Annotated in this window: 12 protein-coding genes; 11 read left to right on the forward strand and 1 reads right to left on the reverse strand. The window is 68.6% G+C overall.

Annotated features, from left to right (window positions below; translation table 11 throughout):
* The first annotated feature begins 77 nt into the window (after positions 1 to 77).
* Positions 78 to 2231: a hypothetical protein gene (locus IPI67_22930; GenBank protein ID MBK7583038.1), complete on the forward strand. Its 2154-nt coding sequence runs from the start codon at positions 78 to 80 to the stop codon at positions 2229 to 2231.
* On the forward strand, positions 2228 to 2638 hold the full coding sequence (locus IPI67_22935) for a cobalamin B12-binding domain-containing protein (GenBank protein ID MBK7583039.1): 411 nt from the start codon (positions 2228 to 2230) through the stop codon (positions 2636 to 2638). The genes IPI67_22930 and IPI67_22935 overlap by 4 nt, the downstream gene beginning before the upstream one ends.
* Positions 2639 to 2649: 11 nt before the next feature.
* Here the strand turns inward: IPI67_22935 and IPI67_22940 are convergent, their stop codons facing one another.
* Entirely contained in the window at positions 2650 to 2850 is a 201-nt protein-coding gene (locus tag IPI67_22940) for a hypothetical protein (GenBank protein MBK7583040.1), read from the reverse strand.
* Between the two features lie 352 nt (positions 2851 to 3202).
* On the opposite strand from IPI67_22940, the gene mraZ reads away from it, so the two are divergent.
* The 9 genes from mraZ to ftsW are packed head-to-tail and all read left to right on the forward strand — an operon-like array spanning position 3203 to position 13774.
* Complete coding sequence (gene mraZ / locus IPI67_22945) at positions 3203 to 3652, forward strand: division/cell wall cluster transcriptional repressor MraZ (protein MBK7583041.1); 450 nt, start codon at positions 3203 to 3205, stop codon at positions 3650 to 3652.
* Between the two features lie 2 nt (positions 3653 to 3654).
* On the forward strand, positions 3655 to 4572 hold the full coding sequence (rsmH, locus tag IPI67_22950) for a 16S rRNA (cytosine(1402)-N(4))-methyltransferase RsmH (GenBank protein ID MBK7583042.1): 918 nt from the start codon (positions 3655 to 3657) through the stop codon (positions 4570 to 4572).
* Positions 4569 to 5021 carry a hypothetical protein gene (locus IPI67_22955; GenBank protein MBK7583043.1) on the forward strand — a complete coding sequence of 151 codons (453 nt, stop codon included), beginning with the start codon at positions 4569 to 4571 and terminating at the stop codon, positions 5019 to 5021. The genes rsmH and IPI67_22955 overlap by 4 nt, the downstream gene beginning before the upstream one ends.
* Complete coding sequence (locus tag IPI67_22960; GenBank protein MBK7583044.1) at positions 5018 to 7099, forward strand: PASTA domain-containing protein; 2082 nt, start codon at positions 5018 to 5020, stop codon at positions 7097 to 7099. The genes IPI67_22955 and IPI67_22960 overlap by 4 nt, the downstream gene beginning before the upstream one ends.
* Positions 7096 to 8616, forward strand: a complete 1521-nt coding sequence (locus tag IPI67_22965; protein ID MBK7583045.1) for a UDP-N-acetylmuramoyl-L-alanyl-D-glutamate--2,6-diaminopimelate ligase — start codon at positions 7096 to 7098, stop codon at positions 8614 to 8616. The genes IPI67_22960 and IPI67_22965 overlap by 4 nt, the downstream gene beginning before the upstream one ends.
* Positions 8616 to 10055, forward strand: a complete 1440-nt coding sequence (gene murF, locus IPI67_22970; GenBank protein MBK7583046.1) for a UDP-N-acetylmuramoyl-tripeptide--D-alanyl-D-alanine ligase — start codon at positions 8616 to 8618, stop codon at positions 10053 to 10055. Before IPI67_22965 ends, murF begins: the two co-directional genes overlap by 1 nt.
* Entirely contained in the window at positions 10052 to 11182 is a 1131-nt protein-coding gene (locus IPI67_22975; protein ID MBK7583047.1) for a phospho-N-acetylmuramoyl-pentapeptide-transferase, read from the forward strand. Before murF ends, IPI67_22975 begins: the two co-directional genes overlap by 4 nt.
* A 25-nt stretch (positions 11183 to 11207) precedes the next feature.
* Entirely contained in the window at positions 11208 to 12518 is a 1311-nt protein-coding gene (gene murD, locus IPI67_22980; protein MBK7583048.1) for a UDP-N-acetylmuramoyl-L-alanine--D-glutamate ligase, read from the forward strand.
* Positions 12515 to 13774 (forward strand): putative lipid II flippase FtsW, encoded by a 1260-nt coding sequence (gene ftsW / locus IPI67_22985; GenBank protein MBK7583049.1) that lies wholly within the window; start codon positions 12515 to 12517, stop codon positions 13772 to 13774. Before murD ends, ftsW begins: the two co-directional genes overlap by 4 nt.
* Position 13775: the final 1 nt, after the last annotated feature.

Raw genomic sequence — 13775 nt, forward strand, 5'->3', positions numbered from 1 at the left:
GGAAATATCGGCGTGACGCCCGGTAGCCGAAGCGCTTTTCCGCCCGCTTGGCTTTCGTCTAGGCTTTCTGGACCAGCATGCGGAGATTCATCAGTTGGACGCTCCTCGTGGGGTCGTTGTGCGTCGCGGGCCAGGCCAGCGCCGCGTTGACCGACTCCGAGAAGGCACAAATTCAGGGCTTCGTCCGCGCCGGCGAGGTGAAGAACGCCGCGCGCATTCGCGCGTTGGTGGCTCGACCGGATCTATCGGCCAGTGAGGCCGCCGAGCCCCTCGCGTCCGGATTTGGCAGCGTCGTCTTCGACGAAAAACGCGAGCAGCTCACGCGCGAGATCTTGCTCGGCCCGGGCTCGGTCGCCTCGCGCAACGCGCTCACTGCACCGATCGTGACGGCGCTGCTGGCCCGCGCGTCGGCCGCAATGGCAGCGATGCCCACGCTGGAGACCGGGCCCGAGGCTCAGAAGGCCGACCGCCTCGCCGCGGAGCAAGTGCGCATCCATCGCTTCGTCACCCAGGTCATTGCCAACGCCGGTCGTCCGGCGATCGACGGCCACGACGTTGCCGCGGGCATCCGCGACGACGCGCTCAAGGCCTGCATCGAGGCTTACCGCGTCTACTTCGAGCGCCATGCTCGTGGGCTCGTCGGCGGTCCGTCGCTGGTTGCCGTGCGCGCGCAGGCGTCGCTGGCGGTGATCGATCTATCTCGCGGGCTGCTCGGTCGGCACGAGGTGTCGGCTCTGCTCGGTCTGACCGGCCCGCGCAAGCTCGCCTTCGAACGGCATGGTGTGCTGATCGAAGATGGTGGGACCGCGTCGGACGAGCGACTCGCGGAGGTCGCACGTTTCCTGGACATCGCACCGCGTGCGGCTTCGGGGCTCAGCTTGTGGTTGGTGAACAAGGCGCCGGCTCGCGGACTCGTGGCTCGCGAGGCGCACGCCAGCGCGCGGGTCACCCTGGGCAAGACCGCCGGCGCACCCACGACACGCGTGCTGTGGGCGGACGACGTCGAACCCTCCCGCCCGGATCGCGAGCTGGACGAGGTGGCCTTTTCCGCGGCCTATTTCAGCACTCGTGCCGCATTCAAGGAACACCCGGAGCTCTTGAAGGTCGCCGAGCGGCTGGCGGAACAGTCTGCACGCGTCGGTGCGAGCGCGCTCTTGTCGAACGATCTGCCGGCGTCGTTTCTGCCGTTCCCGGGCGCAAGCGCCGGGGCGATGCGTCTGTCGCCCGAGCTCTACGCAGTCTACGCACTGCGCCTGTTGATGCTCGACGCGCCGCGGGCAATGGAGCTTGCTCTTGCGCGCACGATCGCCGGACGTTCGGAGCCGATGGCGGCGTTCGTGCTGGCCGCCAGTGTCCTCGCGGCGACGGGTGGCAGCGCCGACGAGGTGGCCGTGGGTCGCACCGAGGCCAACGGCAACGTGGTGGCTGACAAACTCACGAACGTGAAGGTGAACCGCGGGCTCGTTTCCGCGTTCGAGCTCGACGGCAGGAAGGTGGAGCTCGGCGTCGACGCGGACGGGCAGCTCGAGAAGGTCCAGGTTGACGGCGCGGCCCCTCGGCTGTCGAAGCTCGCCCGGGTGCGGCTCGTGCCTGCCACGGGTGAGTCCTGGTCCGTCGGCTCGGAGCGCTGGGAGAAGCTGGGTGGCGCGCCCCAGGGTCTGGCGGTCGATGACGGACGCTTCGTGCTCGGTGCCGCAGCTGCGAGCGACGGTTTCGACGCGGTCGCGACCGGTGAGAGTCGGAGTGATCAGACGGTGCACGCGAACATCGTGATCAAGAAGCGGGGCGGCGGGCTCCTGGTGCGCGGCCAGTCGGGCCAGAAGAGCTACGACGCGGTGGCGCTGTTGATCTCCGCGGAGCCGACCCCGAAGGCGACGTTGATCCTGGTCGACGGAAACGCAAAAGCCACCGAGCTTGCGCCGGGAGTGGAGCTCCCCGCCGCTGGGCCCGAGGGTTACCTCGCGGTCCTGTCGGTGAGGGGCAAGAAGGTCAGCGCCAGCGTCGACGGCAAGAAGCTCGAAGCGACCCTCGAGCGCGGAGTTGGGACGGGACGCACGGGCGTGATGGTCATGGCGGCCGGCCTGGTCGAGGTCGACGGGTTCGGTCCCGGCGCGCCGAAGCCCAAGAAGAAGGCTCCGAAGGACAAGCCGGCTCCCAAACCCAAGGGCCAAGGCAAGGCCGCGACGAAAGACGCGGGCAAGGCCGCCCCAGCACCGAAGAAGCAGCCATGACTGAGCGCCAGAAGATCCGCATCCTGGTCGCAAAACCCGGGCTCGATGGGCACGATCGAGGCGCCAAGGTGGTGGCTCGGGCGCTCCGCGACGCGGGTTTCGAGGTCGTCTACACGGGCCTCCATCAGACCCCGGAGATGATCGCCAGCGCTGCCGTACAGGAGGACGTCGACGCAGTCGGCCTGTCCATCATGAGCGGCGCCCACAACACGCTGTTCCCCGCGGTCATCGACGCGCTGAAACAACGCGGGGCCACGGACGTGTGTGTGTTCGGCGGGGGCATCGTGCCCGACGACGACCTCCCGCGGCTCGAATCCGCCGGGGTGAAGCGGGTCTTCAAGCCTGGGACGCCGCTGGCCGAGATCGTCGATTGGGTGGCGGGGAACGTCGTCTCCCGCGCGGGCTGACGAGGCCCTACTCAGGCGCGCAGTTGATCGCCCAGCGGGCTTCGACGCACTGCGCCGACAGGCAGAGGGGTCCGGACCGCGGTAATGGCGCGAGCCGCCAGCGTGGTGTGCGGCCGGGTTCGGGCTGCTGCCGGGGGCGGCGACAAGCGGAACGTACCGACGAAGATCGCGAGGGCGACCAGACTGGGGATCAGGGCGAACAGCAGGGTCATTCTTTTTGCTCTCGAGCTCCGGTATCTGCAGCGGTCGTGCCTGCCCCCATCGAGGCGGCAACCCTAGGAAAGCCCCTGGGTTTTGAGAACCACAAAGTTGTCCCCGAGCCGCGCGGGCGTGGTTGCTTGTCCACAGGGCAGGCCGCCCGGGCGAGCGGCCTGCGCGGATACGACGGACTGAACATGCGGCTATGTAGGGAATTGGAGCCACTTAGGTGCGCGGAATCCTTGGGATTCTTCTTGGCCGACTTGTTGACACGCGGAGGCGCGCCCTCTAGGTTCGCCCCAAGTCAGTGGGAAAAAGTGGGGCGAAGTGTTGGCTTCGCCCGTGGAGTGGCAACGCAGGGTCGGCATGTTTCGAGGACAGTTCAGCCACACGATCGACGCCAAGGGACGCGTGAGCCTCCCGGCGCGCTTCCGCGACGGCCTCGTCGCGGCCGGTGATCCGCGTTTCATCCTGACGCCGGCGCTCTTCGAGCCGTGTTTGCACCTCTACCCGATGCGCGGCTGGGAGGAGCTCGAAGAGAAGATCGCGGGTCTGCCGAGCTTCGACCCGAACATCGTTCGCTTCCGCCGCCTGTACCTCTCGGCGGCGATCGAGTGCGAGCTCGACAAGGCGGGACGAGTGCTCGTGCCGCCGGCGTTGCGTGAGCGTGCGCGGCTCACGAAGGACACGCTCTGGGCCGGCATGGGTCGCACGGTCGAGCTGTGGGCCAAGGAACAGTGGGACGCCGTGCTGACGCTCTCCGGCGACGCAGAGCAGGCGTTCAAGCAGGCCGTGATGGAGCAGATCCGGGTATGACCATCGTGGCAGCGAGCATCGACGAAACCCCCAGCTTCGAACACGTCACGGTGATGGCGGCGGAGGTCGTGCAAGCGCTGGCTCCCGAGCGTGGCGGTGTCTACCTCGATGTCACCGCCGGCGGCGGCGGCCACTCCGCGGCGATCCTGTCCCAGGCGCAAAACGCCCGGGTAATTGCCTTCGATCGCGATCCCGTTGCGGTCGCCGCGGCCCAACGCCGGCTGGCCGAGTTCGGTGAACGCGCGATGGTGGTGCACTCGGACATGAGTGAGGTTGGTGCGTGGGTCCGCGCGGCGAAGCTCTCGGATGTGCGCGGTGTGATCGCGGATCTTGGTGTGAGCTCCGAGCAGCTCGGTGATCGCGAGCGCGGCATGAGCTTCCGCAACGAGGGCCCGCTCGACATGCGCATGAACCCGAGCGCGGGGGAGACGGCGCGAGAGTTGATCGAAAGCGTCAGCCAGGACGAGCTGGCAGACATCATCTATCAGCTCGGGGAAGAGCGGCGCTCACGGCGTGTGGCCGCGTGCATCAAACAAGCGCTCGCTGCCGGGGAGCTCGAGACGACACTCGACCTGCGGCGCGCCGTGGTACGGGCGGTCGGTCCGCGTCGCATTGGTGGTATCGATCCGGCAACGCGCACCTTCCAAGCGTTGCGCATCGCAGTGAACCGCGAGCTCGAAGAGCTGCGCGCGCTCTTGGCCGCGCTGCCGTCACTGCTCGACCCCGGCGGTGTGGCTGCCATCATCAGCTTTCACTCGCTGGAAGACCGCCTGGTGAAGCGTGCGTTCCTCGAGCGTACGACCTGGCAGCGTCTGCACAAGAAACCGCTGATCGCCGCCGACGCCGAGCGGTCCGAGAACCCCCGCTCCCGCAGCGCCAAGCTGCGCGCCGCGAGCCGGCTCCCGAAGGAGGCAGCGTGAAGGGGCGCGGCAACCCGTTCTTGACGCTGTGGACCCTGGCGGTGCTCGCGGCCACCGCGGCCTTCGTTCTCTACCTGGGGCTCCGGGTGCGCAGCGTCGAGCTCGGATACGAGCTCGGTCGCGCTCACGCGCGGGTCGCGCGGCTGCGCGAGGTCAAGCGCGTGCTCGAGCTCGAGCTGGCCAGCCACAAGACCCCCGAACGAGTCGATCTCGTCGCACGGTCCCTGCTCGGCATGAGCGAGCCGACGGGGGATCGCATCCTGCCCGCGGGTGCGCAGCCGGTCGACGAGGATGCGGACGAGAGCAAGCCCGCGGCTGCGACCGACGAGGCGAGCGCAGCGGACATCCGACCCGCCGGCGACACGACCGACCCCGCGGGGACACCGACGCCACCCGGCTCGCCGATCCCACCGCCACCCGACGACGGCTGGGAGGAGCCATCCGAGTGAACAGCCTCGACACACCGCGCGGCCGTTACATCCGACTTCGCATGGGCCTCCTGTGCGGGATGCTCGCGCTCGGCCTGGGCGTCGTCGTTTCGGCCGGCTTCGACCTGATGGTCACCGACGGCCCCGCCTGGCGCGAGCTCGCGGAGCGCCAACGCCAGCGCCGCCTGCACGTCACGCCAAAGCGCGGCACGATCTACGACCGAAACAAGAGCGCGCTCGCGGTCAGCGTCGAGGTTCCCAGCGTGAGCCTCGACGCCGTCGAGCTCCTGCGCAACGTGCCGGCGCAGCAGCTCCCGGTCGTCGCGCGCGATGCAGCGAACCGCATCGGCCAGGCGCTCGGTCTGGATCCGGCGCTGGTCGAGCGCAAGATCCTGAAGAAGCGGCGTTTCACCTGGCTGAAGCGCCAGATCACCGCGGACGAGGCGGAGAAGATCCGCGCCCTGGGCAGCAAGGAGGGCGGCGGTGGCAAACCGGTGCGCGGGCTGGTCGTCGAGGGTGAAGGCCGTCGCTACTACCCGCGGCGAGAGCTGGCGGGTCCGCTGCTTGGCTTCGTCGCGCCCGATGGCGAGGGCAAGGACGGCTTCGAGTACACCATGAACCAGGAGCTCAAGGGGCACGCGGAGCAACTGCGTGGACTCCGCGATCGCTCGGGGCGCTTGCTGTTCTCCGACGGCATTCAAGACGAGCAGGCCCTCGCGGGTCACAACATCGAGCTGACGCTGGATCAGGGCATTCAGTTCACTGCCGAGCGGGAGCTGGCGGCGGCGGCGCGCACCTTCGAAGCCGCGGGCGGCAGTGTGATCGTCGTCGATCCCTGGACCGGTGAGGTGCTCGCGATGGCGAGCTGGCCCGGCTACAACCCGAACGACTACGGCGACAGTGAGCCTGCCTCACGGCGCGATCGCGGTGTGAACGACTCGTTCGAGCCCGGCTCGACCATGAAGATGTTCACGATCGCGGCGGGCCTGTCCGCTGGTGTGATCACCGCGGACCAGAAGCTCTACTGCGAGAAGGGCATGATGCCCGTGGACAACGTCGTCATCCGCGACACCCACCCGGCGGGTTGGCTGACCATCGCCCAGGTCCTGGCGGTGTCGTCGAACATCTGTGCAGCCAAGGTGGGGCTGGGGCTCGGCGGCGACAAACTCTACGACTCGCTGCTGCGCTTCGGCTTCGGCCTGCCTGCGGGGGTGTCCCTTCCGGGTGAGTCCAGCGGCACCCTGCGTCCGCGCGGGCGGCCCTGGGTCCAGGTGGAGACCGCCGCGGCGTCGTTCGGTCAAGGCATCAGCGTCAACAACCTGCAGCTGGCAATGGCCGCCGCGGCCATCGCCAACGGCGGTGAGCTGATGGAGCCGATCTTGATCAAGCGCGTGACGACGGCGACCGGCGAAGTGGTGCGCGAGTCGGCTCCGCGCGTGCGCCGCCGGGTGATCCAGAAGCGCGTCGCACAGACCATCACCGAGCTCATGATCGCCGTCACCGAGGGCGAGGGCACGGGTCTCGCTGCGGCCATCGACGGCTACGAGGTCGCTGGCAAGACTGCCACCGCCCAGAAGACGGACCCCGCGACCGGACGTTATTCCCTCGACAAGTACATCGCGAGCTTCGTGGGCTACGTGCCAGCGAAGAAGCCCGTCGTGGCCATCAGCGTGATCGTCGATGAGCCGATGGTGGAGCACGCGGGCGGTGCGGTCGCCGCGCCGATCTTCCGCCGAGTCGCGCAGGCCGCGCTCAAGTACAAAGGTCTCACCGCCGCGACCCGCGACCGGGTCGACGTCGCCGAGCTGGGTGTGAAGCCGGATCGCGCGAACCTGGCCTACGCATTGCTCAGGGAAGCTCGGGGCAAAAAGCCGTCGGTACAGGAGGGCGTGGCCATGGGTGGGCCGGTCCCGGCAGGCAAGGTGCGAGTACCGGACATGACGGGCTGGCCGGCGCGCGCCGCCATTCGTCAGGCCATCGAGCTCGGGGTCTCGCCGCGGGTGTCGGGCAGCGGCCTGTGCGCCAAGCAGGAGCCTCCGCCCGGGGGCATCGTCGACAAAGGCGCGAGCATCACGCTCGTGTTCGAGCCCGCTTCATGACGCAGTCCGCCATGGTCTCCGACACTCCCGTCCCTGGTCTGAAGCTCGGTGAGCTCGCTCGCGAGCTCGACGGCGCGCGGGTCATCGGGAAGGACGACGTGCGGGTCGTGGACGTGCGCCAGGACTCGCGCCGCGTCTCTGCCGGCGATCTGTTCGCTGCGCGCTCGGGGGGACGCGCCGACGGCGCAACGTTCGTGAGCGACGCCGTCGCGCGAGGCGCTGCAGCCATCATGATCGAACGCGGCGTCGCGCTGCCTGACGTCGCGCTGCCGATCGTCGAGGTCTCGAACGTGCAGCGCGCCATCGCATTTGCCGCCGAGGCCGTTCACCATCACCCGTCTCGCGCGGTGAGTGTGGTGGGGATCACCGGGACCAACGGCAAGACCACCACGTCGTACCTGGCCACCGAGGCCGTGACGGCGGCGGGTGGGCGCGCCGGGAGGCTTGGCACCCTTGGTTTTGCTTTCGGCGCCGACGTCTCGGACTCCGGCCTCACCACCCCCGAGGCCGACGAGGTCACTCGGCTCGTGGCCCGCGTCCGCGATCGGGGCGGCAGTCAGCTGGTGATGGAGGCCTCGAGCCACGCGCTCGCGAGCTACCGCGTCGAGGCCATCGAGTTCGCGGTCGGTGTGTTCACCAACCTGACGCAGGACCACCTGGATTTTCACGGCAGCATGCCAGAGTACGCGGCCGCAAAGCTGCGGCTCTTCACGGAGCTCGCGCCGCGCGTCGCCGTCGTGAACCTGGACGATCCCTTTGGCGCACGGGTCGTCGAGGCAACGAAGGCGCGGGTGCTTCGCGTGAAGAAGTCGGCGCGCGGCGCCGACGTTTACCCAACTGAGCTCGTGGAAGATGCGCGCGGCATCCGCGGACGAGTGCACCTGCCTTCCGGCGAGGTTGCCTTCGAGAGTCGCCTGGTCGGCGCACACAACGTCGACAACCTGCTCGCGGCCCTGGCCATCGTCGAGGCTCTGGGCCTGGATGTGGCGCGCGCGGCCGCGTCTCTCGGCTCGGCGCCCTCCGTTCCGGGACGCCTCGAGCGCTGTGACGCCCCCGATGACGACGTGCTCGTGTTGGTCGACTACGCCCACACCCCCGACGCCCTGGAGCGGGTGCTTCTGACCTGTCGCGGTCTGACGACGGGAGAGCTGATCTGTGTCTTCGGCTGCGGGGGAGATCGCGACCGAGCCAAGCGCCCGAAGATGGGGGATGCCGTCGGCCGCCTCGCGACGCGGGCCATCGTCACCAACGACAACCCGCGCTCCGAGGAGCCCGCTGCCATCGCTGAGGCCATCGTAGCGGGACTCGCGCCGCACGACACGCCCTTCGAGGTCGAGCTCGATCGCTCGCAGGCCATCGAGCGCGCGGTGCTCTCCGCGAAACCCGGCGACGTGGTGCTCATCGCGGGCAAGGGCCACGAGCCCTACCAGCTCATCGGCGCCGAGCGCCGCGCCTTCGATGATCGTGACGAAGCACGCCGAGCGCTGGCGCTCAGGCGCGGTGGGGGCAGATCCTGATGGCGACCCCCATCCCCGAGAACTTCGCCGAGCTGCGCTTGGACGAGCTGTGCCTGGCAACGGGTGGAGCGCTCGTCGCCGGTGCCGTCGCCGGCGCAGTCGACGGCGTGCGCGGCGTGACCACCGACTCCCGCGCCGACGTCAGCGGCAGGCTGTTCGTGGCGCTCTCGGGTGAGCACTTCGACGGCCACGCGTTCGTGGCGGATGTCGCGCGCCGCGGCGCGCGCGCCGTGCTCGTCGAGCGCGATGTCGACGTGCCGGCTGACGTCGCCGTCATCCGGGTGCGAGACACGCTCGCGGCTCTCGGGGGCATCGCTCGTTTTCACCGCCAGCGCTGGGATGGCACCCTGGTCGCCGTCGCGGGCTCCGCCGGCAAGACGACGACCAAAGGCGCGGTCAGTGCGCTGCTCGAAGCGGTGCACCCGGGTGCGGTCCACTCCGAGCCCGGCAACCTCAACAACCTGGTCGGTGTGCCGATGGTGTTGCTGGGCATGACGGAGCAACACCGGAGCGCGGTGGTCGAGCTCGGCACCAACCAGCTGGGTGAGGTCGCGCGACTTGCTCACATCGCCCAGGCGGACGTCGGCGTCGTCACGCTGATTGCCATCGAACACTCCGAGGGTCTCGGTGATCTCGACTCAATCGAGGCGGAGGAGGCGGCGCTCTTCGACGCGCTCGAGGTCGACGCCGTCGCCATCGGCAACGCGGACGACGCGCGCGTCGAGCGCCGGCTCGAGGCCACGCATGCCAAGACCAAGCGCAGGTATGGCGCCCGCGCTCTTGCCGATTACCGCGTGGTCTCGCGGGCGCTGTCGTCGCTCAATCGCAGTGAGCTCGTCATCGAGCGACCGCAGGGTCCCGCGCTCAGTCTGACGACCGGTCTCCTCGGAGAGCCGGGCGCGCTCGCCGTCGCGGCCGGAGTTGCCGTCGCCGAAACGGTGAACGGCGGCCCGCTCTCGCCGGCGGCGCTCCAGTCCGCCCTCGATGCGCTCGGCGCGGGGGAGTCGGGGCGACTGGTCCCCGTCGAGCTCGGCGATGGCAGCATCGTCATCGACGACAGCTACAACGCGAACCCCGCCAGTGTGCTGTCGTCCGCGCGCACAGCCCTGGAAATCGCCAGCTCCCGCTCGGCCCGTCTGCTGCTCGTGGTCGGCGAGATGCGCGAGCTCGGCCCGCTCAGTGTGAGTGAGCACCGCGAGGTCGGTCGTGCGCTGGCGGAGCTGGGTGCGGCCCGTCTGATCGCCGTTGCCGGCGACGCGAACCACCTGGCAGAGGCCGCCGGCGCCGACGCGACCTTCGTCGCCGACGCCGACGCCGCTCTCCGCCTCGTGCTCTCGGAGCTTCGCCCCGGCGACGTCGTGCTGGTCAAAGCGTCGCGGGGTGTCCGGGCCGAGCGGGTGGTCGAAGGCCTCATCCGGGCGAAGGGCAGGGCGGCGTGATCTACGAGCTGTTCTACCCGCTGTCCTCGAAGTACGGCTGGGCCGGCGCGCTCAACGTGCTCCGGTACACACCCTTCCGCGCGATCATGTCGACGATCACGGCGATGGTGCTGTGTTTCGTGCTGGCGCCCTGGTTCATCCGCAAGCTCCAGACCAAACAGATCGGCCAGGTCATTCGTGACGAGGGCCCCGAGTCACACAAGATCAAGGCCGGCACGCCCACCATGGGCGGCGCGCTGATCTTGCTCGCGGTGCTGGTGCCGACGGCGCTCTGGGCCGACGTGAAGAACGTGTTCGTGCTCGCGACCACCGTCGTCACCGCCGGGTACGGCGCCATCGGTTACCTGGACGACCGCCTCAAGATCGAGGGCAAGAGCTCGAAGGGTCTGCCCGGCCGCTACAAACTCATGGGGCAGTTCGTGATCGGCGGCGGCGCCCTCGGTTACCTGTTCCTCGGTGAGGGCAAACTTCCGGTCGATTGGCTGGCGATTCGAGCTCGCCTCTCCATTCCGTTCTTGGCCTTCGACAAACACCCCATCGAGCTGCCGCTCTGGGCCTACTTCGTGTTCGCGCTGCTGGTCGTCGTGGGCACTAGCAACGCGGTGAACCTCACTGACGGCCTCGACGGCCTGGCCATTGGCCCCGTGATGATCAGCGCCGGCACCTACGTGGTGTGGGCGTACATCGCCGGCGCGGTGCTGTTCGGGCGCCCGGTCGCCGGCTACCTGCACATCGCGGGCATTCCGGAGATGAGTGAGCTGGCGGTGTTCGGCGCGGCGGTGATCGGCGCAGGAATCGGTTTCCTTTGGTACAACACCTATCCCGCCCAAGTGTTCATGGGAGACGTGGGTTCGCTCTCGCTCGGCGGCGGCCTCGGCATGCTCGCGGTGCTCACCAAGAACGAGCTCCTGAGTGTGTTGCTCGGCGGGATCTTCGTGGTGGAGGCCGCCAGTGTCATCACCCAGGTCGTGAGCTTCAAGCTGTTCAAGAAGCGCGTCTTCTTGATGGCCCCCATCCACCATCACTTCGAAAAAAAGGGCTGGCCGGAGCCGCGCATCATCGTGCGGTTCTGGATCATCGCCATTTTGCTCGCGCTCGTGTCGCTGAGCTCACTCAAGCTGAGGTGATGGCGTGGACCTGAACCAAAAGCGGGTGATCGTGGTCGGCCTCGGCAAGAGCGGAGTCTCGGCCGCACGTCTGTGCCAGCGGCTCGGCGCGAACGTGCTCGGCACGGACTCGGCGACGGCGGAGCGGTTGCCGAAGGAGCTGCCGGACCTCGGGATCGAGCTCACGCTCGGCGGTCACCGAGGCGTCGCCTTCGACAAAGCGGACCTGTGTGTGGTGTCCCCCGGCGTGCCGCCTCTCGAGGAGCTCTCCCGCGCGGAGCAGGCCGGTGTCGCCGTGATCGGCGAGATGGAGCTCGCGGCGCGCTTCATCACCCAGCCCATCGTGGCGGTGGGTGGCACCAACGGCAAGAGCACGACGACCACGCTGATCGCGCGCATGCTCGAGGCCGCGGGGCAGCGCATCTTCGCCGGCGCCAACCTGGGCGCGCCCGCCTGTGACGCGGTCGGTGGTGACTTCGACACGGTGGTGTTCGAGGTCTCCAGCTTCCAGCTCGAGCGCGCGCCGATGTTCCGGCCGAAGGTCAGCGTGCTGCTCAACATCAGCGAAGACCACCTCGATCGATATCCGAGCTTCGTCGAGTACGCACGGGCCAAGGGCAACGCCTTCGTGAACCAGACGCCCGCGGACTTTGCCGTCGTTCCCGAGGGAGATGCGGCGTGCGCCGAGCAAGCGCAGCGCGGTCGAGGCAAACGAGTGACCTTCGGCCCCGACGGCGACTTTGCGCTGAGCGCTCGCGCCGTCGTCGAGCGCGCGACCGCAGAGCAGCACTCGCTCACCGGCATCGATCTGCACGGTCGACACAACCTGGAGAACGCCGCGGCGGCCATCGCAGCCGTGCGCTGCCTCGGGGTCGAGAGCAAGGCCATCCGCGCCGGCCTCGAGGCCTTTCACCCGCTGCACCACCGCATGGCCTTGATCGCCGAGCTCGATGGGGTGCGCTTCTATGACGACTCGAAGGGCACGAACGTCGGTGCGAGTGTGACGGCCTTGCGTGGGCTCGAAGAACCCTGTGCGGTGCTGATCGCCGGTGGTCGCGACAAACTCGGGGGGTACACCGAGCTGGTCGCCGCGCTCTCGGAAAAAGGCCGCGCTGTCGTGCTCATCGGCGAGGCGGCGGACCGCATCGCGGCGGCCGTCGGCTCAGCCGTGCCGGTGGCTCGCGCCGGCAGCATGCTCGACGCGGTGCGCGCTGCGAAGGCGCTCGCTCGGTCCGGAGACGCGGTGCTGCTCTCTCCCGCCTGCTCCAGCTACGACATGTTCGAGAACTACGTCGACCGCGGCCGGCAATTTGCGGCCGCGGTGCACGCCCTAGGCCGAGAGGAGACCGGCACATGAACGCGCTCAGGAAGTGGCTCGCGCCCACCGAACGGACCGGGCCGGTCGACGTCGTGCTCGGCGCCATCGTGGTCGGTCTGATCGGTTTTGGTGTGGTCATGGTCTACAGCGCCAGTGTCATCGAAGCGACAGTGGTGTTTCGTGACGCGCAGTACTTCCTGAAGCGCCAGGCCATGTTCGGCGGTGCCGCGTTGATCCTGATCGGGGTGCTGTCGCGCATCGACTATCACCGCCTGCGCCCGCTGACGTATCCGATCCTCGCTGGGGTCGCCGGTCTGCTGGTGCTCTCCGTGATCGGTTTTGGTCACTCTGGCGGCGGCGCGACGCGCTGGCTGCGCCTCGGCCCCATTCACGTGCAGCCGTCGGAGGCGGCCAAACTCGCGCTGGTATTGTGGCTGGCCTATTCGCTGGAAAAGAAGCGCGAGCAGGTGAAGTCCTTCTCGGTCGGCCTCTTGCCTCACCTGCTCATGGCGGGCGGGCTGATGCTGCTCTGCCTCAAACAACCGGACTTCGGCGGCGCCGTCGTTTTGTTGTTCCTCACGTTCACGCTGCTCTTCGTCGCGGGTGCCCGACTCGGATACCTGCTGGGTGTCGCCATGCTCGGCGCGCTCGCCGCGGCGTGGCTCGTGCGCTTCACCAGCTACCGCTGGGAGCGCATGCTGGCCTGGTTCTACATGAACGAGCACCGGCAGGATCTGGCGTACCAGCCGTTCCAGGCCGTGATGAGCTTCGGCTCCGGTCAGACCACGGGTCTTGGTCTCGGTCGTGGTCTGCAGGTGCTCTACCTGCCGGAGGCCCACACCGACTTCATTGCCGCCATCATCGGCGAGGAGCTCGGGTTCATCGGTGTCTTGGCCCTGGCCGCGGCGTTCCTCGTGATCGTCTTGCGGGGGATCCGCGCCGCCTTGTCCGCGCCCGACGACTACGGCTCCTACATCGCGTTCGGCATCTCGATGTTGTTCGGGATCCAGGCCGTCGCGAACCTCGCGGTTGCCATGGCCATCCTGCCGACGAAGGGCCTGACCTTGCCCTTCGTCAGCTACGGCGGCTCGTCGCTCCTGGTGAACGCGGCGGCGATGGGGATCCTGCTCAACATCACGCGGCAGCGAGCGGGCCGCGCCAATCAACGCGTCGCCGAGGGCGGACCCAAACCCGAAGCCAGTGCGATGCTCGTCTCCGAAGCCGGGTTCGCCGAAGAAGACGAGCCGCCCAAGAAGCGCGCGCGTCGCTCCGCACCGGTGGAGGCTGCGTCGTGAG

The sequence above is a fragment of the Myxococcales bacterium genome, assembly GCA_016706225.1.
In the GTDB taxonomy this organism is placed as follows: Bacteria; Myxococcota_A; Polyangia; order Polyangiales; family Polyangiaceae; genus JADJKB01.

What these genes read in the sequence shown, in the direction of transcription:
- IPI67_22965 (MBK7583045.1), top strand. Translation starts at nt 7,096, where the DNA reads ATGACGCAGTCCGCCATGGTCTCCGACACTCCCGTCCCTGGTCTGAAG.
- IPI67_22940 (MBK7583040.1), bottom strand. Translation starts at nt 2,850, where the DNA reads ATGACCCTGCTGTTCGCCCTGATCCCCAGTCTGGTCGCCCTCGCGATC.
- mraZ (MBK7583041.1), top strand. Translation starts at nt 3,203, where the DNA reads ATGTTTCGAGGACAGTTCAGCCACACGATCGACGCCAAGGGACGCGTG.
- murF (MBK7583046.1), top strand. Translation starts at nt 8,616, where the DNA reads ATGGCGACCCCCATCCCCGAGAACTTCGCCGAGCTGCGCTTGGACGAG.
- IPI67_22935 (MBK7583039.1), top strand. Translation starts at nt 2,228, where the DNA reads ATGACTGAGCGCCAGAAGATCCGCATCCTGGTCGCAAAACCCGGGCTC.
- ftsW (MBK7583049.1), top strand. Translation starts at nt 12,515, where the DNA reads ATGAACGCGCTCAGGAAGTGGCTCGCGCCCACCGAACGGACCGGGCCG.
- IPI67_22930 (MBK7583038.1), top strand. Translation starts at nt 78, where the DNA reads ATGCGGAGATTCATCAGTTGGACGCTCCTCGTGGGGTCGTTGTGCGTC.